The following is a 25465-nucleotide window of genomic DNA, read 5'->3' on the forward strand; positions in this document are numbered from 1 at the left end:
TTTAAACCTCCTTGGACAAAAAAGCATCAATGTGCTTTTTCGCTTCTGTTTTTGTAATTGGTTGATGTTTGATATAAAAAAGAGCACCTTCAAGGATTTCTGGTTTAACCCCAAAAAGATCCTTACTGTGCTCTTTTAAGGCTTCAAATGAAAAGCCAAATTCTTTTTCTTCGCCAGCTGTTTGAGCGGGCTCTGCTTTTTTAGTCTTGCTCACGTTTGATCACTCCATCTGAAAAGTTGATATCTTCAAGGCTTGCTTGTTTGTCTCGGTTGTACCAATAACTGCTATCCCACGTCAGGACAATCGCTGCTACGCCTTGATCTATCATTCTGGTTTCCACTCTTTTTATGCGGACATAATCATCAAGCACCTCTCCATCTTCACTCATCATCTGAATCATTTGACGATCAGCAAGCAATGCATCAACAATTGTTTCTGCCGCGTCATGCGCTTTTTCTGTATCCATATGAAACACTTTCACTTGCAGCGAATAAGATTTCATAAACGTAGATACCGTATCTGGACCGCTGATGACTGTTACGGGCGGCACATAAACGGATGGCACTTGAAAACGCTCTGGCAAAAGTCGATCATACATTGTCACAGGAAAGTGTGTGTAAATATAATGAATGATTGCCCCGACTTCTTGATTCATTTCATCACCTCCCAAAATGTCGATCGAACCAGCTTTGAAGCTTTCGATCCAGCGACTGTTCAAACATTTGCTCATAGAGCATGACAGCATGATCCCAGTAGCCATTTCCATCTATCCATTGAGAGGCAAGCATCATTCCTGTCTTTGCATTCGGATCATATTCAAAGCGGCTGCCAGCCCATCTGCCAGGCACCCATCTTCGCTCTCCACTTGAAGAAGTAGCATGTCCGTCATTGACATAGGAGGCATATTCAAGCTGCGTTCCCACTTCAAGCGTGAGACCACCTTTTGACATAAGAAAATGATTCTCCTTGTCTCCTTGCGTAAAGGAGCTTAGAAGCCGGCCTGTATCGACAGCATTCTCCTTGATTAGCTCATCCTGAATGATGTCCAAAAGTTCTAGGCCCATGTCTTGTAGCCAATCTTGATATTTTGCCTTTAAGCCGCCGTCACACGCTGTTTGCAGCTGTGAAAGCAGCCGGTCAAGTCCATCAATTTTCATAGATTTTCCTTCCTGACTGCCATCACTTCAATGTGATGATTTTTCACTATTTTGGGCTGCTGCAACTTAAGTGAGACGCCGTTCCACACCATTTTGTCATGCAGGCGAATATCACTTGCTAAAGGGAAATGGACAAGATAGGACTGATAAATAACTGTATTCGGCTCTTCTTGCACAAGTGACTGATTCTTTTCTATGACATAACAAGCCAGATCTGTCAGGCTGGGAGCATCAGGATAGGAAAGAGTCATTTGTAAGTCATCAGCTGGAACCCCGAATTTTCCTCGGGAAGCCTCCTGATGTTCAAGGTGAAAAAGATCACAGCGGTCTGTTAATAAAGAGTGATAACTCATAATGATCTCGCCTTTAATTTGGTACTGCCGCCAGTTAATGATGGTTCAATGTAATCGACAAGCAGGGCATATACATAAGGTTTGCCTTTCACTTGATCAGCTGCCTTCGCATATGAATAATCACCCATTTTTTCTGACGTAAAGCCTTTCATCATAGATTCGTCATCATTCAGCATGGCAAAATATTGGGCCATTTTTAATAATGCGATTCTTGCTTTTTCAGGAAGGGGCTGATATTTTTCGCTTGAGAAATCATGACCTACGATCTGAAATACCGCAGCTTCGGCTTCGATAATATCTGCTGTCAGTCTTTCTACAGATCGATTTTTCACACGCTCAAATACAGAATAGGCTTGTACTTCTTCAGGAGAAATAATCATGGCCTGCCGTCACCTACTCTTTCACTTTCATCACTTTTGCTACAGCATCCTCTTCCTCAAATTTGCTGTCTAGCTTCGCTGTCAGGACAATAATAAATTTACGGCTGCGAATATCTTTTTCTACTTCAATTCGAATATTACGAGAAAAACCTACGATAATATTTTTAGGGTGTGTCAGCAAAATATCTGATACGTCTGTTCCCGTTTCGTCATATGGCTGCATATTGGCAAGACCTTTGACCGGCACACCGAATGCAGAAGAAAGTCCGCCTTGAATGACCGCATCTCCGAGATTTGTCTGACGGTTTGCTACTTGATCCTTCCACTCAACCTCTAAACTTGGGGATGTGTAGAAACGGAAATCCTGAGGTACACGTAAATATTTTGACGGCATCGCTTTATAGGCTTGTTTAAACATTTGGCGGCTAATTTCCGCTCCATTTGCATCAACAATATGAGATACTGCTTGTTTTCTCACGCCATCCATTTGGGCTAAAAATGGATCTGATGAAGTCGTATCCCCATTGACGATAAGCTCTTCAATATCGACCGCCGCTCGTTCAGCCAGCATTTGCATAATCGTCTGCTGGATTCCGTCTTTTTCAATATTGTTTTCAATGCTGTCGTAGGTCATGTGAATCTCTGCAATGACCTCTTTCGCATTTAGCTGGACAGTGCTTGTCGCTGGGACAACACGGTCTTTTGCATCAAGCGCTTGGCCTTCTTCTGCTGGGCGCAAAATACGCTGGCCAAAGCCGATTTTTTCGATTTTTTGTGAATCACTTTCCATCGGAATGATGCGTGCATCATTTAAAACGGTTGGTGTGTTTTGCATCATTCTAATGAATGTGTTGGATTGGGTTGCGTTCATGAGACCGCCGGTTTTTAAGCTGGCAAGTGTCATTTCAGCCTTGCGAATCAACTCTTGATTTCTCACACTGTTTCCTCCTTATTTAGGCTTATAGTAAGCCATCCCATATGGGTGTTGTCGTGTCGTTTTGTGTATCGTGGATTGTTTGTTTTGACATGCCCCGCGCCTTTTCAAGCATGTGAATTCGTTCTGAAATAGGCAAAAGCTGCTGCTCAAGCACTTCCTGCACCGCTGCTTTTTCTCTGCTGGCTGATTTCTCTAAGGAAGAGAGCTGCTGACGAATCGGTGCAACGACTTGCTCGAGCACTTTTTGGACAGGTTCTTCCCCGGTTTGATCTGTTTCTTGTTGTTCAGCCTGCTGTAAGACGTTTTCGATGGCCTTTTTTGCTTTTTCGAGCTCTCGTACTTGATCTGTCGTCAAAGCAGCATCTTCCTTTTGTACGGCGGCTGGCCTTTCACCAATCGTTTGAAGTACATCCTCTGTCTTCAGGATGTCCTGCATGATTGGAATGAGCTGTTCTAAGGCAGCTCTTACATCCGCCTCATCACCATCACTTGACTGTAAGGTTTCCAGCAGATGGTCTAAAACGTTCCAAAATGGTTGTGACATGTTTGCACCTTCCTCTTTTAAAAAGAAATTTTTCAGCAAAGAAAAAAGCCCTCTCTCATTCGTGCCTTGAGATAGAAGCTGATCTTGTTCTTCTATGGCGACGATGTCCGCCGTTCCAGCCATTGAATAGCCTGTAATGTGGCCCTTCTGAATTTGATCCCAAATCTCTTGGGAAGCCTTTGTCACAAGCACCCAAGACCCTTTTCGAATCAGCTCCCCGCCTACCTCTACATCAGCCGGAGCAATATACGATTCAACCACTTCGCCAACACCATCCTGAAAATCATGCTGCTTGTCAATATGACGGGCATCCTTCATAAAGCCGTGTGCCGCTCTTTCAATTTCCTTGGCTGTCATAAAGTCTTGATGTGCATCAGGCGTATTCGGTTCATACACGACACCGTACACGAGGCGATGAGCATCTTCAGCCTTTGTTAGGACACTGACCTCCTTTTGAAAGTCAGGCCGCTTTTTCTTTGCTTTCATCAAAAAGAATTTCTTCTTGTTCGCTGCTTTGTCCACGTAGGAAACATGCGTAATTTTAGCGTTTTTTAGTTCTCTTGGCATATGTTCACCCCCTTTCAAAAAAGTGCACGCGCTTCTGTTTATTTCGTCAGCTGGTCCGGCTCTGGTTGAGGCTTTTCTTCAGCTGATTTCATGCGGCTTTCTAAAGGTCGGTGATATAGTTCCTCAGGCCATTCCTCTAGCGTTTTTCCGAGAATTCTTCCTGCTAGATCGCGCAAATCGTTAGGTGACACTGCCCCAGCCTGAATAAATGGCGTCAGTACCTTGGCAATCTCTAATGGGTCTCTAAAATCAGGACCATTTAATAGAAAACGGACATGCCAAATATCAAGATCCGGCAGGAAAAGAGTATTGAGTTTTCCTGTGATGAGATGCCGTTCCGGCTGAAATACCTGCTCTTCTGTTGTTTTACGCGCCGTATCTGCTGTTGCTTTGTTATAGTCTTGAGACTCACCTGTATAAATTGGCGGCAGGCGAAACGCAGAGCGGATTTTGTTTCTTGTTTTTTCATCGTATTCTAAAAAGAGCGCATCTTCTTGCAGGATCTCGGCTAGAGATTTGAAGTTTACTTTGACATTTGAGACATCTTCTTCTCCCGTTAACCCTTTTTCTGTCGGTAAACCTTCAACTTCAAGCAATAGAAATTTATGTGCATGATCAGATCCTTCAATATCGTCCATATAATCTTGAAGCTGCTGATAAGAGGATTCTGACAGCATGCCATTTTCGACAATGATGGCACCTGGTACATGCCGCCCTTGTTTAAAATAAAGATAGTTCAGCTCCTCTGCCTTGCGAGCACCGTACATATTGACGATGTTGCCAATCCAGCGGGGAATCCCATATGTTCCACTGCCAATTTTAAAATGAATCACTTCTGTTGCGCGAAGCGGCTCTGGTGTGGTGTCATCGTATTTGCCTGTTTCACAGTGCAAAATGCGCGGATCACCATACTCCTTGAAGAAGACTTTCTTTTCGTTGATTACCTGTACATATTTACGGAATCGTTTCTTTCGATTCATTGTCTTCATTTCGCCATTTTCGGTGTACCTGAATTCGACGTCGACTGGCTCACTAAGCTTGCAAATGCGGATATGAAGCGCATCTAAATACTCGATTCCGGCCGGCTTTCCTTGTCCATCTCTCAGCACCTCTAAAAAACCATTGCCCGTTTTCTCTCGGTCTTCGAGGACATAGCCAAGAATCACATCAGCGGACTCATCATAGTTCATGTACTTCGTAAACTCTTCAAGTCTTGTCCATTCCTTTTCTGCAGCCTTCTTTTTTGCCGGTTTTACACCTTCTGCATTAAAGTCAAAAGCGTATTCTACCCCAAACCCAAAACCTAAAATATTGGTTTTGTACGCATCAATACATTGCTGAAGAATGGTTGAATATTCTGCCATGCTTTTTAATTCATTGATGTTGTAAGGAGGGGGAACAATGTCATCTTTTTCATAGGAAAATTCATCTGCATACATTTGTTTTGTATGATCAGACATGTTTGCCTTCATAATCGTTGCTTTCAATTGTTTCATTGTATGGACCTCCTCTCTCTGTTTGGACGGACACGCTCTGAGGCGGTCTGTTTCAAATCCGTCACTTCATAATCATCCAGCGCATACCAGATCGCTGATAATGTGTGCGGATCGATTTGAAATGTATCTTCCTCTAAACGTCCATCCTTATCTGCCTTATAGGTCAGTGATTGAAGTTCATAGATTGTATACGGACAAGCATCAGAGCAAATGATTTTCTTAAACCGTTTGATCTTTTTCGTATACTGCAAACGCGAGCCTTGGAACTTATGTGCTGCCACCATCTGAAATCCACGCTGCCGAAAATAGTGAATGGTTTTAGGCTCTGCTGCATCGGCTTTGATGAGTTCCTTTGATTCAATGAACTCTTTTAGGTCAACAGCTGTTTCATCATCTGTTTTCCCGCGGTCGTAATATTCCCAGTAAATATATAAGTACTTTTTTTCATGGTCGACGGCTAATCGAATGAGCGCATTGTATGATTCAACAAATCCAAAATCCATGCCTGCTCGTTTTAGCGGCCGGTCAATCTGCTGAATTGCTTCTAATACATCAGAATGATTTCTTACCTCAAATTGAGGAAAAACCTTTGTTCCATTGATGCCGAAATAGCCCTTCCTCGCAATTCGATAGAGGTCTGGGTCGTATTCTTTTAGCTCATCCAGCTGCTCCACATAGCTTTTAGGGAGAAATAGGTTATCTTCCGCTGTGGAGTGATGATAGTACGTATCCTTGATCACAACGGTGCGTTTTTTGTATAAGGTTTCGTCATCTAGGACAAATCGCTTCAGCTGTTCATCTCGAAAGAAATGTCTGTACGTCCAATTATCTTGACCAACAGGATTGGTCGATAACATCATATAAAGCGGTAAGGACGGATGCCTCAATCTTCCAAGCAGCTCTTTAAAGCCTTCATAAGAAACCTCTGAACACTCCTCAATCCAAATGATCGAGATGTTGTTGATTGATTTCAATTTCTCAGGCTTGTCCAGCCCTTTGAATAAGATGCTGCTGCCATTTCGAAACGTCAAGGCAAGCGGCGAACTGCGGCACTTCACCACATGATCGATGTCAAGATCGCTGACGATCTCTTGTAATAGAGAAAATGTTGATTCACGGTGCGTATCATATACTTCTCGAATGACAAGTGCTGTCCGTTTTTCTTCCAGCAGCTTTAAAATGAGTTTTAACGCAATGTGATAGCTTTTGGAGGAGCCGTAGCCGCCTACTAAAAATTGAAACTTCTGATTCCAATCGAATAGAAAATGTTCAAAGTGAGGATTGACTTCTTTTTCAATCAATGGCGTCATGAGTTATCCTCTTTTCGCTTGATCATGATGTGAAGATCTTCCTCTTTTTCTTCGCGCACTGCTTTTTTTGTTTTTTCGATGGTCAGTTCAATTTGCTTTAGCCTTAATCTTCGTTCATCCTTCGCATGTGCGAGCTCTTCAAACTGTTTAATGAGACGCCTGAGCTCTCCCATTGCACGGGATTGGGCATTTAAAAAGGTGGCATGCCGATCCCATGAAAATTGAAACGAATATTCTTCTGTGCTGATTTCTTGTTCTGGCTGAATGCCTTCTACTGTTTCTTCTAATGAAGAAGGCATGTATGCCGCCTTTTTCAGCTCTTTGATCATGTCATCTTGATCTGACACATACATGATGCGCTGCGCCCGAATAATGGCAGCATATTGAATTTGAATTTGATCCCAGATTAAATCAAGCGATGTACGCCCGCCCATTTTCTCCATGATTTCAATTGTTTCATCTGAAAGAAACTGATTGAAGATCGAGTGTGCCTGCTTTGACGAACCTTTTTGCCTTTGCCATCCGTATCGTCTTTTCCATGATTTCACGGTATGGATCGAGACATTGTAATGATCAGCAATTTGCTGGTACGTCATCCCTTTCATATAATCTTGCTTGGCTCCTATCCGTTTATCTTTCATTTACATTCACCTGCCGCCTCCTTTTAATTCGAACGATTTCCTGTGAAGGAATCATTTGTTTAGGGCTAGCAAACATCCGTTTGGTCTTTCTAACTATAGGTGGCAACTGTAAGACAAGTGCTGCTCCATTTATTTTGTAAAAGAAAAAACGCCTATTCAGCTGCTTCGAATAGGCGTTCTTGTACTTTTTTGGACATCTTTGTCCGAGCTCTCTCCATATGTTTTTGGACAGTTCCTTTTTTCACATCCAGCATAACCGCAATCTCGCTAAACGATAATCCTTGTGTTGTGTGCATGAAGAATACGTCCTTTTCTCGATCCGTTAAAACGGACAAGGCTTCGTCAATTCGTCTTTTGTCCCGCTCGCTGACATCTCTTTCATTCTCTTGGATGAGGGTATATTCATGTGATAAAGCCTCTAACACTTCTGGATTTGCTAGGATGGTGCGCTGATAGACTGAACGTCTATCTAATCCTCTGCGTGCGCCTGGCTGTCTGCCAATTTGAAGCCATTCCACGACGTATTCGAGATCGCTGACCATACTGGCGATAATTTTTTTATCATGCTTCTCTTGATCTGACAGCTGTTTCTCTTCTTTTTCTCTATATGGTTCATATCTTTTTCTAGCATCCTTTAATGCTCGTTTGTATTCGATGAGTAAATCTTGCATATTGGCTCTCTCCCTTTTTTAAGAAAATAAAAAACGGACACCAATCAGTCCCCTTTTCATAGGGTCTTGATCAGTGTCCGCAGGCTTTCCGTCTTGGACGTATTATGTTGTGTTGTGATCTAGCTGATTTTAAAACCAATCTCGTGATCTACTCTTGCAAAGTGACCTTTTGCCGTTTGAATAATGGTTTTTCCATGTTCAGGTACATCCAACTTATAAGCCGTTCCTACATTCCCATCTAATACGATGACTTGAATTTTTCCTGTTTCCATCTCACCGACAAATGTCTGGTTTTCTTGAATGAATAATTGTTTTGGCTCGTTCATATGCTTGTCTCCTTATTTGGTGAGGATTTCGTGCCATCACCTATCGTATTTAAAATGATTTCAATTCTTGGACGCATACTATAAAACTGGGAAACTCTTAAATCGACAATCTGTAGAGGGACCTTATCCGCAATAGAATGAAGTGCTTCTTGAATATGTTGTAGTCTTGGCTGAAAGATGCTGACGTGCACCGGGCGTATCAAACCTTTTTCTGCGTATGTACGCTTGTTTTGACAGTCAGCTATGTCAAGCGGCATGTCGTCAAATAAGCGAATCTCGAGTGATAGTGCGCCTTTTATTTTATGCGGGCATTGTGCTTTTGCAGCTGCTCGTATTCTTTTTATCAATGTATCTTTTGTTAAAAACTCTGCCTCAATGATAAAATGGATGACCATGTTAGAATCTCCCGTCATCCTTTTCAAACTGACGGATGTCTTGTTCGTTTTTACTCGCTTTGAGCAAGCATTTGAGGATTGTCATAATTTGCTTCCATCGTTTCACGTCGCCTTGATTCCTCCTTTTTTGCTTCAGCGATCTTTGCCGCCAAGAGGTTCATGTATGTTTGCTTATCTTCTACCGTGGCAAAAACAAACACCGGTTTCTGATGATGAAAGGTGATCCAGCCGCCAGCTTGGACTAAACAAAGCTGCGCTTCCTTTCTGGCATCAAACGTCATCTGATGTTTCATCTTCTTCAAATCCCTCCAGACTGTCCTCAATCTCTGTTTGATATCCATAACGTTTCATGTCATATGACCAGTAGCTTTTTGGATATCCAAAGTCATTCATCTGCGCTACCATTGGATGTTCAATATTCATTCTCTCCGTCTCCCCTTTTCTAAGAAATGGTCTTCCTTTAGAGAATTACTCATTTCGTGTAACTTTTGGTCAAAAAAAGCTCTTGAACACCCCTATTCAGCAGATCTGCAATATGCTTTGCGATTTCTAAGCTAGGCTTCGTTCTGCCCATTTCTATATTTGCATAGCCGCTCGTGTACTTATATCCTAATTTTTTCGCCATATAGGTTTGTGTTTTTCCTTGTAAAATGCGTTCTTCTCGTAAATGTTCAAGTTTCATCTTTCCACCTCTTACTCAATATGTGTAAGTTATATTCATTATGATAATATACACGAAACGAGTAAGTCAATCATTTTTTATTCTTTTTGTGTAATTATTTATCTTTTCCGTGTAATTCATGATAAAATTTACTCATAACATGAAAAAAGGTGTTTCCAATGGATAATTTGACTGGAAAGATTTTAACTGAATTAAGAGAGAAGCATGGATGGAGCAAGTCAACGGTTGCTAAAAAACTCGGATTAAAGGCGATGTCCACCTATGCAAATTGGGAATATGGCTTGAGAAAGCCCGACGGTGAGATGATTGTGAAAATCGCCGAGTTATATGGGGTCTCAACGGATTATCTTCTCACAGGTAAGGACAAAGGCGGAACTGATGCCGACCTTGCAGACGATCCTGATTTGCAAATTGCGTTTAAGGCTGCCTCCGATTTTTCCGAAGAAGCACGAAGACAAACCATCGATTTTATTCACTACATTAGAGAAAAAGAGAAGCAAAAAGGCCGTCAGCCAAAACAGCGAGACGACGATTGATGATCTCTTTTCATAAAGCTTTACATTGCTGGGATGAGCCCAGCTTTTTTTTATCCCTCTTTTTCCCCTAAAAAAGAGAAGGCATATGAATAATATATGACAATTTTTACCATAAATACTCTTTTTTTACATAATTTTATTGACATATAATTCTATTATTATTAATATATGTATATACCAAAAAAAGGAGTGTTACCGATGAAAAAATTAATGAAAGCTTGTACATTGTCTTTAGCTGCTTTAGGTGCTCTTACGTTCTTCCAAACTGAAGGTGCTCATGCAGCTGCACAGCCAAAAGAACCAGTCATAGCAAAAGCTCCTATTATGAATAAAGTAATTACGTTGACCCGTACGCTTCCTGTAGGTTCTTCGATCGCCGTCTCTCTTCCAGCAAGCCAAATTACTGTGACGGGCGCAACTTATGCGATTCAATTAGATCAAACAGCTCCAAACTTCACTTGGATTCGTGCCGTACAACGCGGTTCAGTGACGGTTTCTTACTATAATTCACTTGGAGAACGTGTGATTAACTATATTACTGTTCGATAAGCCATATTGCTTTACATATGAAAAGGCGATGACTTCATGATCATCGCCTTTTTGTGTGTCTACATGTATATTCATAGACTTCATTTATCCAATGCTTGCCAACGACCATCTCTTATGTTAACTTTTAATAAAAATAAGTTAACATAATGAGAGGAGCTTATGATGGGAAAACAAATATCTTTGTCTTGGGAAGCGATGGCGGAGAAAGCGCTGAAAAATGAACGGATCACGCTGCAAGAAGGTCTAGACATTCTTGCAGCTGACGATAAAGAATTATTATCTATGATGCATGCAGCCTATCAAGTACGATTTCATTTTTTTCAAAACAAGGTGAAATTAAATATGATTTTTAACGCAAAAAGCGGTTATTGTCCTGAAAACTGTGGTTATTGTTCACAGTCGATCATTTCAAAAGCACCGGTTGAACGATATACAATGCTTGATCAAAAAACGATTGTGGCTGGCGCGCGTGAGGCGCTCAAGAGAAAAGCGGGGACTTATTGTATTGTCGCAAGCGGCAGAGCACCTTCTCACAGAGAGTTAGATGAGGTGACGGCAGCAGTAAAAGAGATCACTGAGACCATGCCTTTGAAGGTGTGTGCATGTCTTGGGTTATTAAATGAAGACAAAGCGAGGCGGCTGAAGGAAGCAGGGGTTCATCGGTATAATCACAATATCAATACACATCAAGATCATCATGCTCACATTACGACAACTCATACATATCATGATCGTTTGTCGACCCTTGAGGAGGTCAAACAGTCGGGCATGTCACCTTGCTCAGGGGTTATTATTGGGATGGGTGAAACCAACCAGCAAATTGTTGAAATGGCTTTTGCGCTCAGAGCCCTTGATGCGGATTCCATTCCAGTCAACTTTCTTCATGCAATCGAGGGAACACCGCTTGAGCATCAAGAACGAACACATCCGATCAAAGCATTGAAAGTGTTGGCGCTCATGAGGTTTGTCAATCCAACCAAGGAAATTCGAGTATCTGGAGGCAGAGAGTTCAATTTACGGACGCTTCAGCCGCTTGCCCTTTATGCGGCAAATTCCATTTTCGTAGGCGATTATTTAACAACAAAAGGCCAGCAAGTCCAAACGGATCATCACATCATTGAAGATTTAGGTTTTGACATAGAAGAATGTGCGTTATAAAAAAAGTCTGCCGGTGAATCGGCAGACTTTTGGCAATAAGATTAGAATCTTTTATGGAAATCGACAGTGCCGCTTCCTTCCTCACGGTCAAAGCTGCCAACAAATGTCCAGTTAATATAGCCGCCGTCACCATTGTTGACGAACGTACCATCTTCAAATACCCAAATACCAAACGTAATACCATCATATTCAACACTATCATAGTAGACAACATTGTTCAGTCCGCTAAAGTCATGATCTTGGCTTAAGTTTTGGACAACTACGTTATAGTTTTGACCTGCTTCATAGAAGGCACTGTACGCCGCATTTTTTACAAATCCATCACGATTTTGAGATGATTTTACTGCTTGTTCAATTTTATCGGCAATGGCTACTGGATCAATAGAGACACTTCCATCAACACCTGTTGTCGTCGCAGCTTCAGCCGTTTGACCAAAAGTCGTAAGAGATAGAGGGGCAGCAACCATTGACGTAGCAATCATAGAACTAACAACAAATTTGCTTGTTTTTCTCATTATTTCTAACTCCTCCTTTAATTGGTATGTTTATGTACTACCCCTTCCTCTGTCTCTTAAACACTAAATTATGAAAAAACTTCTTTTTCTACCAATTAAGAGGGTGATTTTACTGTTTAAAAGAGCTGAAACAACAAAAAAACTACTCTTTTATAAGAGTAGTTTCAGATTGTTGACAAAGGGCTAAAATGATCTTTATTTTAGCCCTTTGTCTTCTTTTCAGCTCAGCGTGTTTGAAAACCTTTGCAGTCTAGGAAGGACGAGCACCGGAGCGGAGCACATTCGTGAGCACCGGCGCGCAGACCTGACAACGAATGCGAAGGTTTGTCTACACGCTGAAACTACTCTTTTATAAGAGTAGTTTACAGCATTACATGAACAGGATAAATAAAATCACACCTAGGATAATTCGGTATATCGCAAAAGGCACAAGTTTGATTTTATTGATCAGTTTTAGGAAGAATCGAACAACAAAGAGAGCCACAACAAATGCACTCACAAAGCCGACGATAAAGAATGGCAGCATGTCTGTTGTTAAATATTCGGAATTTTTCACAAGTGTTAAGAAGCTTGCGCCTGCCATAATCGGCATCGCCATGATAAATGTAAAATCAGCTGCAGCACGGTGATTCAAACCAAGAATAACCCCGCCTGCAATCGTCGAACCTGAGCGAGAGAAGCCTGGCCATAATGCCAAACATTGAAACAGTCCGATATAAAGCGCCTGTTTGTACGTCATGTTATCGACAGAGCTTGTTTCTGTTTTACGTTTATTGATCCAGTCAGCGACAAGCATCAGCACTGCGCCTAAAATCAAACCGACAGCGACTGTTCTCACGTCAAACAAGTATTTATCAATATAGTCTTCAAATAAGAATCCTAAAATGACGGCTGGGACGAGTCCTACTGCAATTTGAGCAATAGTCAGCTTATGCCCGCTGCGCTTTTGTTCTTCGGTGATATTTTTCTTTAAGCCTAACAAGTTCAAAATACGATCCTTGAACACAATCATGACAGCTAAAATAGAACCTAACTGAATCACGACTTTAAATGTGTTTGCCGCCTCTGGCGTAATGATTTCCTTTGATTTTAACCATAGATCATCGACTATGATCATGTGACCTGTAGATGAGACAGGTGCATACTCTGTTAATCCTTCGACAATTCCTAAAACCAGTGCCACGAATAAATCCCATAGATTCATGATTTTCTTTCCTTTCAATTCTGATCTTTTGAACAGGCCAACCATCTATGTCCACATAAAGACAAGCTTTCTTCATCGAAAGCTCGTCTTTATGATACTATATTTTTTTCAAAAAAAGATTATGACATTAAACCTTTTCTTCTTTGTACAAATTGGATCGCATTTTGAACCAATCAAACAAGTGGGTCGTGATGACCTTCAGGACGGCATATGTTGGAATCGCGACAATGATGCCGACTACGCTGAACAATTTACCTGCTGTTAATAGAACAAAAATAATCGTGATCGGATGGATATGAAGGTTTTTCCCCATGACCTGAGGTGAAATAAATTTCCCTTCAATGAGCTGAACCACTGTCCAGACAATGATGAGTTTTAAAAGCATCACTGGTGATGTCACAAGCGCAATCACAATCGCTGGTGTAATCGCAATCGTTGGACCAAGGTAAGGCACCACACTTGTACATGCCGCAATGATCGCCAGCAGCAACGCATAGTCAAGTCCAATAATCAGATAACCGATTAAAAGAAGAACACCAATACAGAAGCTGACAATGATCTGTCCGAGAATATAAGAGCTCAGGCGATGGTTCATTTCGTGAAGCACGATATGTGTATGATCTCTAAACTTATTCGGAATAAATTTCAGGAAATAGTCAGGCAATTTTTTACCGTCTTTTAATAAATAAAACAGAATGAACGGAACGGTCACGATCGAAATGATGATTTCGGTGAGCGCCCCTAAGAAAGTCCCTACACCGGTAAAGGTGCTTTCCAAAATCTTCGTCGCTTGACTTGACGCTTTACTCACCAATTCAGAGACGTTAAAATTCATCGCTTTCTGCGCTTGATTAATAAAGTTGCTTCCCGTTAGTTGGCGAATCTGTTCTTCTACCGTATCAACATATTTCGGAAGGTTATGAAACAGACTCATCGTTTGTGCTTGTAAAAAAGGAATAATAGACACAATGGTCACTGTAATGATACCAATAATGACAATATATAAAAGCAAAATTGAAAAGATCCGTTTGACTCTAAACCTCTCTAACAAGTTGACAATCGGATTTAATAAATAATACACGACCCCCGTTAAAATAATCGGTAAGGCTATGGTTTTGACGAGTACAATGAGCGGTGTGAAAATAAAAGATGTTTTCATGAAAACAAGGATATTCAATCCGATTAATAGCAGGACGAGTAAAAAGAGAACAAACTTGTTATCAAGAAAAAATTTTCTAAATCGACTGCTCCACATTTGCATAGAATTCATATCGTTCCTCCAAACTCGGGCTATTTTATTAATAAATTGTACACTATCTGATCATGATATGGTGGTCATTGTTTCAGCTTTTTTTCCCATTTCGCAATGGACATCGCCCATATAATGAGAATCGGCTGTCCAATAAGCCTTATCCATAGCAAGGCCTGATCTGTGCTTTTTTGACCTGGAAATGGAATTCCCTCTCGTGCAGCAAATAAGTTTGCAGGGAAAATGAGTACAAGATAGACAGCCATGATTTTTGCTGCTGCAATCCTGACATTTGGCAAAAGCAGCAAGACAGCCAGCAGCCATTCAAGGCATGCAGTCGCATAGACTATCACATATGGAAATGGCCAGCCTGGCATCATACGGGCAAAGCCGCTCGGCTCTATCACATGAAAAATACCGGCTGCTATGAATAAAAGCGCAAAGACGTATGTACTTCCTATATGCAGGGTGCGCTTCATGTTCGTTTCCTCCTCTCCCTTCTATCAGAGTATTACCCGAATGAAGGAAGAAACTACCCACTTTTCGTACATTTATATCCTTTATGTAAGACGCATCAGACTATATAAAGGTTTCATCCGCTCTTCAATAAAAAGAATGTTCTTTCATACAAACGCTTTCAAAGGATGTATAATCAGAGAAAAGCAGAAGGAGGGAATGACATGATTCGATTTGCTGTCATCGGAACGAACTGGATTACAGATCGATTCTTACAGGCCGGTGAAGGAGCAGCTGATTTTACATGTACAGCCGTCTATTCACGGTCCGCTGAAAAAGGCCAGGCATTTGCCGAAAAATACGGGATTGATACAGTTTTTACGAACTTACATCAAATGGCGGAAAGTGATGCGTTTGATGCCGTGTATATTGCAAGTCCAAATGCCCTTCATAAGGAGCAGGCCATGTTGATGATGGAGCACCAAAAGCACGTTTTATGCGAAAAACCATTCGCCTCTCACCGAAAAGAAGTGGAAGAGATGATTGCTGCAGCGAAAAAACATCAAGTGTGTTTAATGGAAGCGATGAAAACGACATTTCTGCCAAACTTTCTGCAAATTAAACAGCATCTTGATCAGCTCGGGCCCATTCGGCAAGTGGTCGCTCATTACTGTAAATATTCCTCAAGATACGATGCTTACCGAAATGGCGAGATTCCAAATGCTTTTAAGCCTGAATTATCGAATGGTTCTTTAATGGATATCGGTGTGTATCTTGTCTACCCGGCGATCTATTTATTTGGTCTGCCGAATCAAATCACCGCGAGAGGCTATAAGCTTTCTTCTGGTGTAGATGGGAGCGGCTCTGTCCTTTTACAATATGACGGGCATCAAGCACTCCTTTTCCATTCTAAAATTTCAACGTCTCATTTATCTGCGGAAATTCAAGGAGAGGACGCCACGATGGTGATTGATCAATTCCACCGTCCTTCGCGTATCACGATCCACGATCGTCAAGGACATCAAACCGATATCTCTCTCAAAGATGATCAGCCAGCCATGTATTATGAAATCTGTCATTTTATTGAGTGTATTCAGCAAGGAATGGGTCAGTCTCCAGTCAATACATTTGCCTTATCTGTTCAAACCATGTCCGTCATGGACGAGGCGAGAAAACAAATGGGCGTGATGTATCCTGCCGATAGACAAAATGAATGGGGCATGAAATGATAAACAAAGGGCGAACATGATGTGTCTGTTCGCCCTTTGTTTTTTGTTTCAGATCCTTTGTTTATGTTGCCGCTAACACATCCGCAAATGCTTTCACATATGGAGGGAGATCCGGCGGACGTCTGCTCGAGACGAGGTGGCCATCTGTGACGACTGCTTCATCAAACCAGTCCGCTCCAGCATTTGTCATATCATCTTTAATACCAGGTGTACTTGTTACTTTTTTGCCTTGCAGGATTCCTGCTGAAATCAGCACCCAGCCAGCGTGGCAAATTTGCCCGATTGGTTTTGCCTTTGCATCAAATGAACGAACGATGTTTAACACTTCTGGATAACGGCGCAGTTTATCTGGTGCCCATCCACCAGGGACAAGCACAGCATCATATTCATCCGCTTGAATGGAATAAAAATCTGCATCAGATACAGCCGGCACACCGTATTTTCCGATGTACTCATGATTTGCTTTTTCTCCTACAAGATGCACAGTTGCCCCTTCTTCTCTTAAACGCAGAACCGGATACCATAGCTCTAAATCTTCAAAATCATCACTGACAAACGCAATGACCTTCTTATCTGATAAACGCATAACATCTCTCCTATTCTTTCGATTTCCTCTATTGTACGAGATGACCTCTTAAAAAGAAAAGCGGTTCCCCTTGAGGAGAACCACTTGATCTTATTCGCTGATCTTGAATTTTTTAATTAAATCACGTAATTCTTCCGCCATTTGGGAAAGAGTCGTAGATGAAGAACTAATCTCTTCCATAGAAGCAAGCTGTTCTTCAGCAGATGCGGCGATATCTTGGATGCTTGCTGAACTCTCTCGTGATACATCTGCAATTTCATTCACCGCTTTAGAAATTTGCTCTGATCCTTTTGAAAGCTCGCGTACTGTTGTATTCATTTCATTGATTCTTGTTGCGATTTCCGCTGTTTGCAGATTAATTTGTGAGAAGCTTTCTTTCGTTTGATCTGTAATGGAAAGACCATTCTTCACTTCTTCATTCACTGATTTGAACATATTTTGAGATGTTTCGATTTCAGATACGATTTCTTTCACAAGCTTTTCAATCTCTTTTGCTGAATCCGATGATTGAACTGCAAGTTTACGCACTTCTTCTGCGACAACAGAGAAGCCTCTGCCTGACTCACCTGCACGTGCTGCTTCAATGGCAGCATTGAGTGCAAGTAAATTCGTTTGATCCGCAATGCCATTAATCACGCCTAGAATGTTTGTGATATCTTTTGATTTATGCTCCAGCCCGTTGATCACCCCTTCAGCTTCTTTCACTGAATGGTCGATCGTCTTCATTTGGCCAACGGTTTGCTCCACAAGCTGTCCGCCTGATTCCGCAACTGTTTTTGATTGAATAGATGACGCTGTGATGACATCAGACGTTTCTGCGACTTCGTTCAGTCCTTCGTTCATTTGTTTTAAATGAGACGCGCTTTGCTCCACCATTTCGCTTTGATTTTCGTTGCCATTTGAGAATGATTCAATAGATGATGTAATATGTTCAGTTGCTTTTGTTGTTTGACCTGCACTTGCCGTCAGTTCTTCAGATGAAGAAGCCACGTTTTCTACAGATGTTTGTACAGCTTGGATGACATCTCTTAATGACTCACTCATTTCATTAAAGCTTGTGCCTAGCTGTCCAATTTCATCTTTTGACCGGACATCAATTTTTTCTGTTAAATCTCCCTCACTGATCTTCCTTGAGGAAGAGACAAGTATAGAAAGTGGTTTTGTAATGGAACGAATGATCAAGAAGATCAGAATCCCGCCAATGATGAGCGCGCCTGCTAAAATGATAGCGGCCATGTTAAAGACTGGCTGTGCAGCTTCTTCTACTTCCGTCACAAACATCGTACCGACAATTTTCCAGCCAGTCGCTTTGTTTGTGGTGAACTCCATTTGCTTTTCTTTTCCTTCAAACATATAACTCATAGAACCTTCATCTTGTGAATAAAGCTTTTCTAGCCATTCACCAGATAATTTGGATCCAGCTTTTTTCGTTGGATGGGCAACAAAGGTACGATCCGGACTTCCGATAAAGGCATAGCCTTGTTTCCCAATGTTTATGCTATTTGATTCTTTTACTAGATTCGCAATGTCTAGGTTCATTGCAATGACGCCTGATCCATCCTCTAACTTTTTAGAGATGGTGACCACAAGCGTACCTGTGGAAGCTGTTGGATACGGTGCTGAAACAGACAGCTCTCCGTTTTTCGCCCAGCCGTCTTTATACCAATCCCGCTCCGTTGCGACATAGTCAGCAGGCATTTTTTTATTAGGATATCTTGAAAACACTTTGCCATCACTTGAAGCGACAAAAATGCCTTCTGTGTCATCATTCATACTCATGAACTGCTCAAAGCGCCCTTGAATATCTGTCGTGCCTTTTTGCTTAAGCTTTTTCTCCGTGATCCATTTGCTAAAGAAATCGGCTGCGTCTGTTTTCACTTTCACAACCTTCGTAATATTTTTATCTAGCTGCTCTACGTTCTCCTTGGCGCTTTGCATGATTTGATCATTTAAAGAGGTGCTCGCCGTATGATATGAAGAGAATGCCAATACAATGATTGGGCATAAGAGAATAAATAAGAAAGAGAATACGAGCTTTTTTGAAATAGATGGCTTCCTGAAATACTGTATGAATTTCATAAAAAAGAAAACTCCTTTTAGTAAGATAGTATATATATCGGAAGTACTACTAGGTTGTTTACTTTTTTAATTTATTAAAGTCTAAATAAGTCCAAAACACCCAAATTATATGCATCGAATGGAAAAACACCTGACGTCAAAACGTCAGGTGCTTCCCTATATCTCTTACATTTTAAATTGTTTAATGAGCTCTCTTAGCTCTTCTGCCATCTGAGATAACGTGGCAGAGGATGAGCTGATCTCTTCCATAGATGCCAGCTGTTCTTCTGCGGATGCTGCGATATCTTGGAAGCCTGCGGAACTTTCTCTTGAAAGCTCTTTGATTTGATTCACCGCATGTGAAATATCATTTGAGCCATGCGAGAGTTCTTTGGCGGTTCCGTTCATTTGTTTCATTTGTTCTGTCATTTCTGATGTTTTATCGGTGATTTTCTCAAAGCTGACTTTCGTTTCATCTGTAATGTTTAATCCAGCTTGTACTTCACCTGCTACTTGTTTAAACATTTTCTGTGACTTTTCAATTTCCTCCACAATCTCGTTCGTCAGGCTTTCAATTTCCTTTGAAGAGCTTCCTGATTGCTCTGCCAGCTTACGAACTTCTTCTGCAACAACAGAGAAACCTCTGCCTGCTTCTCCTGCCCGAGCGGCTTCTATCGCAGCATTTAAAGCAAGGAGATTGGTCTGGTCAGCAATGCCGTTAATGACACCCAGAATGTTAGTAATATCCTTTGATTTCTGCTCTAAGCCTTGAATAACAAGCTCTGCTTCTTTCACTGCCTGCTCGATGGTTTGCATTTGACCTGCTGTTTTTTGAACGAGTTCTCCACCAGCCTGAGCCGTTTTGCTCGAATCAATCGACGATTCCATCATATGTGAGGTCGTATCGACCATATGGGATAAGCTGCGATCCATTTCGTTCAACTGGACTGAGCTTTTTTCGATCATATCATTTTGGTGTTCAGTGCTGTTTGAGAACTGTTCAATAGACGATGTGATATGCTCAGTCGCTTGGGTGGTCTGTCCTGCACTTGCTGTTAATTCTTCAGAAGAGGCGGCCACATTTTCAATGGAATTCTGAACAGCTTGAATGACGTGTTTCAGCTTTGCTGACATCTCGTTAAAGCTCTGCGCAAGCTTCCCGATTTCATCGTGCGTACGAACTTCAATATGCTGGGTCAGATCACCCTGACTGATTTTCTCAGCCGATTCAGAGAGCTCTATCAGTGGCTTTCGAATCGATTTAATAATAAAATAAATCGCGATTCCGCCTATGGCCATCGCAGCTGCCAGTATGATCATTGTTAAGTCGAGAACTGGCTGTGCAGCTTCTTTGACTTCGCCCGTATACATTGTTCCAGCAAGCTTCCAGCCTGTTGCTTCATTTGTGTCAAAAAACATTTGCTTCGGCTGTCCATTATATTCATATTTGAAGCTGCCTTGTTTTTTATCATACAATTTCGAGATGAAATCACCTGTCAATTTCGCCCCAGGCTTGTCTGTTTTATGGGCAATATAATGCTGATCTGCAGTCGCGACAAACGCATAGCCTTCTTTGCCAATTTTGATGCTGTTTGTATCTTTCACGATCGTGTTCAAGCGCACATTGATCCCAATCACACCAGAACCATCTGCTAATTGTTCTGATATTGTGATGAGCAGGTCATCTGATGACTTGTCGACAAAAGGATCTGAAATGATGAGTTTCTCATCTCCCATCGATTGTTGAAACCACGATTCATTTTTTGCGCTCGAGGCACTACCTTTGTGAATCTTGGAATATTCAGTTAGTTTACCATTTTGATCTGCAATGAATACTTCCACCACATCTTCATCTGTTTCCGATAATTGCTCTAATTTCACCTTGAGTAAATCCTTGTTTTTAGAAGCCAATTCACTCTTTTTCACCGATTTGGCTAAATAGGAAACGATATCAATTTTAGGCTGTACATCTTTATTAATGAGTTCGTTTAATTGCTGAACACCATTTGCAGCACTAGACATAATCTCATCATTGAGAGACTTTGAGGCCACTTCATAAGAAAATGCTGCCAATACGAGAATTGGCACTAGGAGAATCGCTAAGAATGCAGTAATTAATTTCTTCGACATTGTAAAGTGCTTAAAAAAGTTGATTTTTTTCATGACTCTACTCCTTTTGAATTATGATTTGTGGTCTTCCCCTTCTATTCTTAGGTAATACGAATTATTTTTCAAGACTTAATGTTCGAAAATTAATCAAAATGATCAAATTAACCTATTTCTTTTGATTTACTTAATGAAAAAAGAGCCCTCTAGCTGAAGGACTCTTTTCATTATGTCTATTCGACTTTAAATTTGCTGATCAAATCACGCAATTCTTCTGCCATTGATGAGAGCGTAGCAGAGGATGAGCTGATTTCTTCCATTGATGCCAGCTGTTCTTCCGCTGAAGCCGCTATGTCTTGAATGTTTGCGGAGCTTTCACGTGAGACGTCTGCAATCTCACGGACAGCCTCTGACACATGGGCAGAGCCATTTGAAAGCTGGATAACCGTTTGATTCATCGTTTGAAGCTGGTCAGAAATTTCTTTTGTCATTTCGAAAATATTATGGAAGCTGGCTCTTGTTTGTTCAGTGAAGCTTAAGCCTGATTGAACTTCTCGATTCACCGCAGTGAATACTTCCTGTGATACATCGATGTCTTGAACGATCTCTTTAATCAAATTCTCGATTTCTTTCGCCGAATTGGCTGATTGAACAGCCAGTTTTCTTACTTCTTCTGCTACAACAGAGAAGCCTCTGCCAGATTCCCCAGCTCTTGCTGCTTCGATTGCTGCATTTAGCGCAAGTAAATTCGTTTGGTCAGCGATTCCATTGATGACACCTAGAATTTGTGTAATGTCTTTTGATTTACTTTCAAGAGCGCTGATGACATTCTCTGCTTTTTTCACGGATTGATCAATGACATTCATTTGAGAAGCGGTTTTTTCCACAAGCTGTCCGCCTTCCCCTGCGATATCTGTTGATTTGATCGATGAAGCAGTAATGGATTCAGCCGACTCATTCATGTGCTGAAGGCCTCGGTTCATTTCTTCTAACTCGTCTGAGCTGGATTCGACTTTGTCATTTTGACTTTCATTTCCATTGGAGAATTGTTCAATGGCTAGTGTAATATGCTCTGTTGCTTTACTTGTTTGACCTGCGCTGGCGGTCAGTTCTTCTGATGAAGAAGCGACATTTTCGACTGAAGTTTGGACGGCACCAATGAGGGTTCTTAATGAGTCAATCATTGTATTAAAGCCTTTCCCAACTTGGCCAATTTCGTCATCTGATTGGATCTCAAGCTTATCGCGCAAATCACCTTCGCTTACTTTTTTCGAGAAACGGGCAAGGTTGGATAATCTTTTAGATATAGAGCGGACGATAAAGAAGATGAGGGTACCTGCTACGATAAGTGTCACACTGAACACAATAATGGCTGTATTGAAAACGGGCTTTGCTGCATCTTCTACTTCTGATACGAGCATCGTTCCACCGATTTTCCAGCCGGTTAATTCATTGGTCACATACGCAACCTTTTTATCTATCCCTTTGAGTGTGTAGCTGCCGCTTCCTTCTTTGTTTTTAAAAATAATATTTGCCAGATTCTCATTGACCTGACTTCCTGGCTTTTGGGTCGGATCTGCTAAAACTGTTTTATCTCTCTCCATGATGAAGGCATAGCCTTTTTGCCCAATTTTGATTTCTTTTAACTTTTGAAGCAGGGTGTCAATTTCCATATCAAGTCCAATAACACCTGAACCATCTTTCATTTTTTGAGTAATGGTGATGACCATTTTGCCTGTGGAGGCTGCTACATATGGTTTTGTGATGACTTGTTTGCCGTTTTCTGCATTGAGCGCTTCTTGATACCATGGACGCTCTCTTGGATCGTAGCCATCAGGCATCTTTTGAACAGGATATTGCATAAACAATCCCTTTTCGGAGCCTGCATAGATAGCAGAAACATCTTTTTCATTAATTTTTCCAAATTGCTGCAATTCTTTAATGGTCGCATTTCTATTTTTTTCTTGAAGATTAGACGCTTTGAGTGAGTCTGTAAACAGGGTCACAGCATCTGCTTTGTTTCCTATATTCTCATTGATTAAGGTATCAAATGCATTGACTTGACTCATCGCACTGCCCATAATCTGTTTGTCTAGCTCTGTCTTTGATGTAAAAAATGCACTAATTGTCAGTGCAGTGGTTGGCAGGATAAGGACTACCAAAAAGGCAATAATTAATTTTTTTGAAATGGATGGTTTTTTTAACCATTGGATCATTTTCCCCATTTTCTCTTTCCCCCTTTACTTCTCTAAAGTTATTATCGGATGAAAGGTTTATTTTTACAGGCTGAAAACGATGTTTAAACATAAAAAAAATACCCAGACAATTCTGGGTATTTTTTCATCATTTTTTAATCAATTTTAAATTGACTTGTGAGCTCTTTTAGTTCCTCTGCCATGTTAGCAAGTGTCACAGAAGAAGATGAGATTTCTTCCATAGAGGCCAGCTGCTCTTCAGCAGAAGCCGCAATGTCCTGAATGTTTGCCGCACTTTCTCTAGAGACTTGGCGCATCTCCTGCATAGCTTGTGAGACAAGCTTTGAACCGCTCGATAGATCAATCGCTGTATCGTTTAATTGAGTCAGTTTTTTCGACATTCCTTCTGCCGCCTCATAAATGTTCTGGAAGCTTTCTTTTGCTTCTTCTGTCATACCGAGTCCTGCATGTACTTCTCGATTGACCGTTTTGAACATATCTTGAGATTTAGCAATTTCTAACACAATTTCTTGAATGAGCTTTTCAATTTCTTTCGCTGAATCTGCGGATTGGACAGCTAGTTTTCTCACTTCTTCTGCAACGACGGAGAAGCCGCGTCCTGATTCACCTGCTCTTGCTGCTTCGATGGCTGCATTTAGCGCAAGTAAATTCGTTTGATCTGCAATGCCGTTAATAACATTTAAAATGCTCGTAATATCTTTAGACTTGTATTCTAATTGTTTCATGACTTGTTCTGCTTCTTGTACAGATGTATCAATATGTTTCATTTGGCTCGCTGTGCTTTCAACAATTCGGCCGCCTTGACCAGCCGCCTCTGTCGATTGAAGTGAGACAGCAGCCACTTCTGATGACGTATGTGACATGTCTTGTAATCCTTCATTCATTGCCACAAGCTTATTCGTACTAGATTCGACTTTCTCGTTTTGTGCTTCATTTCCATTTGAAAATTGTTCAATCGACATCGTGATATGCTCGGTTGCTTGACTTGTTTGGCTGGCACTTGCCGTCAGCTCCTCGGAAGCGGAAGCCACATTGTCGACAGATTGCTGTACCGCTCGAATGACGTCACGGAGGGATTCACTCATTTTGCTAAAGCTTCTTGTCAGCTCTCCTATTTCATCCTTCGATTTGGTTTCAAGGGTTTCGGTTAAATCCCCTTCACTCACTTTGTTTGAGAAATCAACAAGCTTTCGAAGTCCAATTGTGATGGATCGAACGATAAAGAAGATCGCAACGCCGCCAAGGATAAATGAAGAAATTAAAAGAATAATGGCAGAATTCCAAACTGGCTGTGCTGCTTCTTCTGTTTCTGATACAAACATCGTTCCAGCAATTTTCCAACCTGTTAAATCATTTGTCACAAAAACAAGACGCTTTTGTTCTCCTTTATTCTCATAAGTTGACGTTCCTTCTTTTCCGCTGTAAAGGATAGATGAAATATTTTCAGTGACCTTAGATCCTGACTTTTCTTCTGGATGAGCCACAATTTGTTTATTTTTATTCGCAATAATTGGATATCCTTGTCGTCCAATTTTAATCTCTTTTATTTTATCGACAATGTCTTGCACATCAATGTCAATTCCGATCGCTCCCGACCCGTCCTTCAGACGCTGGGCAATCGTGACAACCATGCCGTTTGTTGTGGCCGAGATGTACGGATTGGTAACAACTGGATTACCACTCTCATCCTGCATAGCTAGTTGATACCAATCACGCGTTGTTGGATCATAGCCTTTTGGCATGTCTACTTTAGGAAACTGAATGAAATCACGCTTTTTACTTGCTGCATAAAAGCCAACCACATCATCTTCATTGATTTTACTGTATATCTCGAAATGCTCATACAGTTCGTCCTGGTTGTTCTTCTTAAAGTCTGCAGCAGTAGATGTTTCAGTAAAGAGTTTTACTGCGTTTTCCTTATTGATAAGCTTTTGCTGAATCATGTCATTCAGTTCATTGACTCTTGTGTTTGCTCCGTACATGATTTCATGATCTAATTCTTCTTTGGCAATCTGATATGAAATCGTACTGAGTGTAATAATTGGCAAGACAAGAACGAGCGTGAATGAAATAATCAGTCTCTTAGAAATCGATGGTTTTTTCAACCATTTTATTGCATTTTTCATGTTTTTCCTCCTTTTAA

Annotated in this window: 29 protein-coding genes and 4 pseudogenes; 4 read left to right on the forward strand and 29 right to left on the reverse strand. The window is 41.2% G+C overall.

The features are described from left to right. Position 1: 1 nt before the first annotated feature. From GKC25_RS13815 to GKC25_RS13890, 16 genes are all read right to left on the reverse strand, one after another. Positions 2–214 carry a hypothetical protein gene (locus GKC25_RS13815; RefSeq protein ID WP_003212736.1) on the reverse strand — a complete coding sequence of 71 codons (213 nt, stop codon included), beginning with the start codon at positions 212–214 and terminating at the stop codon, positions 2–4. Beyond that, positions 201–656, reverse strand: coding sequence for a phage tail terminator family protein (locus tag GKC25_RS13820; protein WP_106038239.1), 456 nt, complete (start codon positions 654–656; stop codon positions 201–203). The genes GKC25_RS13815 and GKC25_RS13820 overlap by 14 nt, the downstream gene beginning before the upstream one ends. Positions 657–660: 4 nt before the next feature. Continuing rightward, positions 661–1158 carry an HK97 gp10 family phage protein gene (locus GKC25_RS13825; RefSeq protein ID WP_034659743.1) on the reverse strand — a complete coding sequence of 166 codons (498 nt, stop codon included), beginning with the start codon at positions 1156–1158 and terminating at the stop codon, positions 661–663. Beyond that, complete coding sequence (locus GKC25_RS13830; protein WP_034659744.1) at positions 1155–1511, reverse strand: YqbH/XkdH family protein; 357 nt, start codon at positions 1509–1511, stop codon at positions 1155–1157. The genes GKC25_RS13825 and GKC25_RS13830 overlap by 4 nt, the downstream gene beginning before the upstream one ends. Continuing rightward, on the reverse strand, positions 1508–1891 hold the full coding sequence (yqbG, locus tag GKC25_RS13835; protein ID WP_034659745.1) for a protein YqbG: 384 nt from the start codon (positions 1889–1891) through the stop codon (positions 1508–1510). The genes GKC25_RS13830 and yqbG overlap by 4 nt, the downstream gene beginning before the upstream one ends. A 13-nt stretch (positions 1892–1904) precedes the next feature. Beyond that, on the reverse strand, positions 1905–2828 hold the full coding sequence (locus tag GKC25_RS13840; protein ID WP_187704112.1) for a phage major capsid protein: 924 nt from the start codon (positions 2826–2828) through the stop codon (positions 1905–1907). 22 nt (positions 2829–2850) lie between these two features. Beyond that, positions 2851–3939 carry an XkdF-like putative serine protease domain-containing protein gene (locus tag GKC25_RS13845; protein ID WP_034659747.1) on the reverse strand — a complete coding sequence of 363 codons (1089 nt, stop codon included), beginning with the start codon at positions 3937–3939 and terminating at the stop codon, positions 2851–2853. Positions 3940–3977: 38 nt separating this feature from the next. Next, positions 3978–5435 carry a phage portal protein gene (locus GKC25_RS13850; protein ID WP_095285856.1) on the reverse strand — a complete coding sequence of 486 codons (1458 nt, stop codon included), beginning with the start codon at positions 5433–5435 and terminating at the stop codon, positions 3978–3980. Beyond that, positions 5432–6733, reverse strand: coding sequence for a PBSX family phage terminase large subunit (locus GKC25_RS13855; protein ID WP_161937190.1), 1302 nt, complete (start codon positions 6731–6733; stop codon positions 5432–5434). Before GKC25_RS13855 ends, GKC25_RS13850 begins: the two co-directional genes overlap by 4 nt. A gap of 8 nt (positions 6734–6741) precedes the next feature. Further along, complete coding sequence (gene terS / locus GKC25_RS13860) at positions 6742–7386, reverse strand: phage terminase small subunit (protein WP_034659751.1); 645 nt, start codon at positions 7384–7386, stop codon at positions 6742–6744. A 152-nt stretch (positions 7387–7538) separates the two neighbouring features. Further along, entirely contained in the window at positions 7539–8057 is a 519-nt protein-coding gene (locus GKC25_RS13865; RefSeq protein ID WP_095285855.1) for a sigma-70 family RNA polymerase sigma factor, read from the reverse strand. A 119-nt stretch (positions 8058–8176) separates the two neighbouring features. After that, the gene (locus GKC25_RS13870) at positions 8177–8383 is read right to left on the reverse strand and encodes an XtrA/YqaO family protein (protein ID WP_034659753.1); all 207 of its coding nucleotides are present in this window, start codon (positions 8381–8383) and stop codon (positions 8177–8179) included. Next, on the reverse strand, positions 8380–8778 hold the full coding sequence (locus GKC25_RS13875) for a hypothetical protein (protein WP_034659754.1): 399 nt from the start codon (positions 8776–8778) through the stop codon (positions 8380–8382). Before GKC25_RS13875 ends, GKC25_RS13870 begins: the two co-directional genes overlap by 4 nt. Positions 8779–8828: 50 nt before the next feature. Then, complete coding sequence (locus tag GKC25_RS13880) at positions 8829–9071, reverse strand: hypothetical protein (RefSeq protein ID WP_095285854.1); 243 nt, start codon at positions 9069–9071, stop codon at positions 8829–8831. Next, complete coding sequence (locus GKC25_RS13885; RefSeq protein ID WP_164847178.1) at positions 9049–9201, reverse strand: hypothetical protein; 153 nt, start codon at positions 9199–9201, stop codon at positions 9049–9051. The genes GKC25_RS13880 and GKC25_RS13885 overlap by 23 nt, the downstream gene beginning before the upstream one ends. A gap of 49 nt (positions 9202–9250) precedes the next feature. Then, positions 9251–9460, reverse strand: coding sequence for a helix-turn-helix transcriptional regulator (locus GKC25_RS13890; RefSeq protein WP_223251428.1), 210 nt, complete (start codon positions 9458–9460; stop codon positions 9251–9253). Between the two features lie 158 nt (positions 9461–9618). Here GKC25_RS13890 and GKC25_RS13895 point away from each other — a divergent pair, with 158 nt between their 5' ends. The 3 genes from GKC25_RS13895 to bioB all read left to right on the forward strand — a co-directional run bounded on the left by GKC25_RS13895 (position 9619) and on the right by bioB (position 11703). After that, positions 9619–9996 (forward strand): helix-turn-helix domain-containing protein, encoded by a 378-nt coding sequence (locus tag GKC25_RS13895; protein WP_034659756.1) that lies wholly within the window; start codon positions 9619–9621, stop codon positions 9994–9996. A gap of 198 nt (positions 9997–10194) precedes the next feature. Continuing rightward, complete coding sequence (locus tag GKC25_RS13900; protein ID WP_034659757.1) at positions 10195–10545, forward strand: hypothetical protein; 351 nt, start codon at positions 10195–10197, stop codon at positions 10543–10545. Positions 10546–10707: 162 nt separating this feature from the next. Continuing rightward, entirely contained in the window at positions 10708–11703 is a 996-nt protein-coding gene (gene bioB, locus GKC25_RS13905; protein WP_034659758.1) for a biotin synthase BioB, read from the forward strand. A gap of 41 nt (positions 11704–11744) precedes the next feature. On the opposite strand, the gene GKC25_RS13910 is transcribed toward bioB, so the two are convergent. The 4 genes from GKC25_RS13910 to GKC25_RS13925 form a co-directional block, all read right to left on the reverse strand. Next, positions 11745–12218 (reverse strand): stress protein, encoded by a 474-nt coding sequence (locus tag GKC25_RS13910; protein ID WP_106030412.1) that lies wholly within the window; start codon positions 12216–12218, stop codon positions 11745–11747. 370 nt (positions 12219–12588) lie between these two features. Then, positions 12589–13422, reverse strand: coding sequence for an undecaprenyl-diphosphate phosphatase (locus GKC25_RS13915; RefSeq protein ID WP_106036584.1), 834 nt, complete (start codon positions 13420–13422; stop codon positions 12589–12591). Between the two features lie 127 nt (positions 13423–13549). Beyond that, positions 13550–14692: an AI-2E family transporter gene (locus GKC25_RS13920; protein WP_034659761.1), complete on the reverse strand. Its 1143-nt coding sequence runs from the start codon at positions 14690–14692 to the stop codon at positions 13550–13552. A 65-nt stretch (positions 14693–14757) separates the two neighbouring features. Further along, complete coding sequence (locus GKC25_RS13925) at positions 14758–15150, reverse strand: DoxX family protein (RefSeq protein ID WP_095285853.1); 393 nt, start codon at positions 15148–15150, stop codon at positions 14758–14760. Between the two features lie 201 nt (positions 15151–15351). On the opposite strand from GKC25_RS13925, the gene GKC25_RS13930 reads away from it, so the two are divergent. After that, a complete protein-coding gene (locus GKC25_RS13930; RefSeq protein ID WP_066030481.1) occupies positions 15352–16356 on the forward strand; it encodes a Gfo/Idh/MocA family protein in 1005 nt (334 codons plus the stop codon). Between the two features lie 61 nt (positions 16357–16417). On the opposite strand, the gene GKC25_RS13935 is transcribed toward GKC25_RS13930, so the two are convergent. The 9 genes and pseudogenes from GKC25_RS13935 to GKC25_RS18525 all read right to left on the reverse strand — a co-directional run. Then, positions 16418–16942, reverse strand: a complete 525-nt coding sequence (locus GKC25_RS13935) for a type 1 glutamine amidotransferase domain-containing protein (RefSeq protein ID WP_060597185.1) — start codon at positions 16940–16942, stop codon at positions 16418–16420. A 90-nt stretch (positions 16943–17032) separates the two neighbouring features. Continuing rightward, positions 17033–17986: a methyl-accepting chemotaxis protein gene (locus GKC25_RS18490; protein ID WP_376745187.1), complete on the reverse strand. Its 954-nt coding sequence runs from the start codon at positions 17984–17986 to the stop codon at positions 17033–17035. Beyond that, positions 17978–19021: pseudogene (locus GKC25_RS18495) on the reverse strand (HAMP domain-containing protein); the annotation flags it as partial. The gene GKC25_RS18490 and the pseudogene GKC25_RS18495, both read right to left, overlap by 9 nt. 165 nt (positions 19022–19186) lie before the next feature. Further along, positions 19187–20134, reverse strand: coding sequence for a methyl-accepting chemotaxis protein (locus GKC25_RS18500; protein WP_376745188.1), 948 nt, complete (start codon positions 20132–20134; stop codon positions 19187–19189). Continuing rightward, positions 20129–21163: pseudogene (locus GKC25_RS18505) on the reverse strand (HAMP domain-containing protein); the annotation flags it as partial. The pseudogene GKC25_RS18505 and the gene GKC25_RS18500, both read right to left, overlap by 6 nt. A gap of 176 nt (positions 21164–21339) precedes the next feature. Next, on the reverse strand, positions 21340–22290 hold the full coding sequence (locus tag GKC25_RS18510; protein WP_370876320.1) for a methyl-accepting chemotaxis protein: 951 nt from the start codon (positions 22288–22290) through the stop codon (positions 21340–21342). After that, positions 22285–23331, reverse strand: a pseudogene (locus GKC25_RS18515) (HAMP domain-containing protein); the annotation flags it as partial. The gene GKC25_RS18510 and the pseudogene GKC25_RS18515, both read right to left, overlap by 6 nt. A 125-nt stretch (positions 23332–23456) precedes the next feature. Then, the gene (locus GKC25_RS18520) at positions 23457–24407 is read right to left on the reverse strand and encodes a methyl-accepting chemotaxis protein (RefSeq protein WP_392387706.1); all 951 of its coding nucleotides are present in this window, start codon (positions 24405–24407) and stop codon (positions 23457–23459) included. Then, positions 24399–25448 (reverse strand): annotated as a pseudogene (locus GKC25_RS18525) (cache domain-containing protein); the annotation flags it as partial. The pseudogene GKC25_RS18525 and the gene GKC25_RS18520, both read right to left, overlap by 9 nt. Between the last annotated feature and the right edge of the window lie 17 nt (positions 25449–25465).

The organism is Bacillus pumilus, from assembly GCF_038738535.1.
In the GTDB taxonomy this organism is placed as follows: domain Bacteria; phylum Bacillota; class Bacilli; order Bacillales; family Bacillaceae; genus Bacillus.

Coding starts and splice junctions, on each gene's coding strand:
- GKC25_RS13900 (WP_034659757.1), top strand. CDS start 10,195: ATGAAAAAATTAATGAAAGCTTGTACATTGTCTTTAGCTGCTTTAGGT.
- GKC25_RS18490 (WP_376745187.1), bottom strand. CDS start 17,986: ATGAGTGAGTCATTAAGAGATGTCATCCAAGCTGTACAAACATCTGTA.
- GKC25_RS13830 (WP_034659744.1), bottom strand. CDS start 1,511: ATGAGTTATCACTCTTTATTAACAGACCGCTGTGATCTTTTTCACCTT.
- GKC25_RS13935 (WP_060597185.1), bottom strand. CDS start 16,942: ATGCGTTTATCAGATAAGAAGGTCATTGCGTTTGTCAGTGATGATTTT.
- GKC25_RS18520 (WP_392387706.1), bottom strand. CDS start 24,407: ATGAGTGAATCCCTCCGTGACGTCATTCGAGCGGTACAGCAATCTGTC.
- GKC25_RS13875 (WP_034659754.1), bottom strand. CDS start 8,778: ATGGTCATCCATTTTATCATTGAGGCAGAGTTTTTAACAAAAGATACA.
- yqbG (WP_034659745.1), bottom strand. CDS start 1,891: ATGATTATTTCTCCTGAAGAAGTACAAGCCTATTCTGTATTTGAGCGT.
- GKC25_RS13845 (WP_034659747.1), bottom strand. CDS start 3,939: ATGCCAAGAGAACTAAAAAACGCTAAAATTACGCATGTTTCCTACGTG.
- GKC25_RS18510 (WP_370876320.1), bottom strand. CDS start 22,290: ATGATTGACTCATTAAGAACCCTCATTGGTGCCGTCCAAACTTCAGTC.
- GKC25_RS13890 (WP_223251428.1), bottom strand. CDS start 9,460: ATGAAACTTGAACATTTACGAGAAGAACGCATTTTACAAGGAAAAACA.
- GKC25_RS13885 (WP_164847178.1), bottom strand. CDS start 9,201: ATGAATATTGAACATCCAATGGTAGCGCAGATGAATGACTTTGGATAT.
- terS (WP_034659751.1), bottom strand. CDS start 7,386: ATGAAAGATAAACGGATAGGAGCCAAGCAAGATTATATGAAAGGGATG.
- GKC25_RS13820 (WP_106038239.1), bottom strand. CDS start 656: ATGAATCAAGAAGTCGGGGCAATCATTCATTATATTTACACACACTTT.
- GKC25_RS13880 (WP_095285854.1), bottom strand. CDS start 9,071: ATGAAACATCAGATGACGTTTGATGCCAGAAAGGAAGCGCAGCTTTGT.
- GKC25_RS13915 (WP_106036584.1), bottom strand. CDS start 13,422: ATGAATCTATGGGATTTATTCGTGGCACTGGTTTTAGGAATTGTCGAA.
- GKC25_RS13920 (WP_034659761.1), bottom strand. CDS start 14,692: ATGAATTCTATGCAAATGTGGAGCAGTCGATTTAGAAAATTTTTTCTT.
- GKC25_RS13865 (WP_095285855.1), bottom strand. CDS start 8,057: ATGCAAGATTTACTCATCGAATACAAACGAGCATTAAAGGATGCTAGA.
- GKC25_RS13910 (WP_106030412.1), bottom strand. CDS start 12,218: ATGAGAAAAACAAGCAAATTTGTTGTTAGTTCTATGATTGCTACGTCA.
- GKC25_RS13930 (WP_066030481.1), top strand. CDS start 15,352: ATGATTCGATTTGCTGTCATCGGAACGAACTGGATTACAGATCGATTC.
- GKC25_RS13850 (WP_095285856.1), bottom strand. CDS start 5,435: ATGAAACAATTGAAAGCAACGATTATGAAGGCAAACATGTCTGATCAT.
- GKC25_RS13895 (WP_034659756.1), top strand. CDS start 9,619: ATGGATAATTTGACTGGAAAGATTTTAACTGAATTAAGAGAGAAGCAT.
- GKC25_RS18500 (WP_376745188.1), bottom strand. CDS start 20,134: ATGTCAGCAAAGCTGAAACACGTCATTCAAGCTGTTCAGAATTCCATT.
- bioB (WP_034659758.1), top strand. CDS start 10,708: ATGGGAAAACAAATATCTTTGTCTTGGGAAGCGATGGCGGAGAAAGCG.
- GKC25_RS13925 (WP_095285853.1), bottom strand. CDS start 15,150: ATGAAGCGCACCCTGCATATAGGAAGTACATACGTCTTTGCGCTTTTA.
- GKC25_RS13870 (WP_034659753.1), bottom strand. CDS start 8,383: ATGAACGAGCCAAAACAATTATTCATTCAAGAAAACCAGACATTTGTC.
- GKC25_RS13825 (WP_034659743.1), bottom strand. CDS start 1,158: ATGAAAATTGATGGACTTGACCGGCTGCTTTCACAGCTGCAAACAGCG.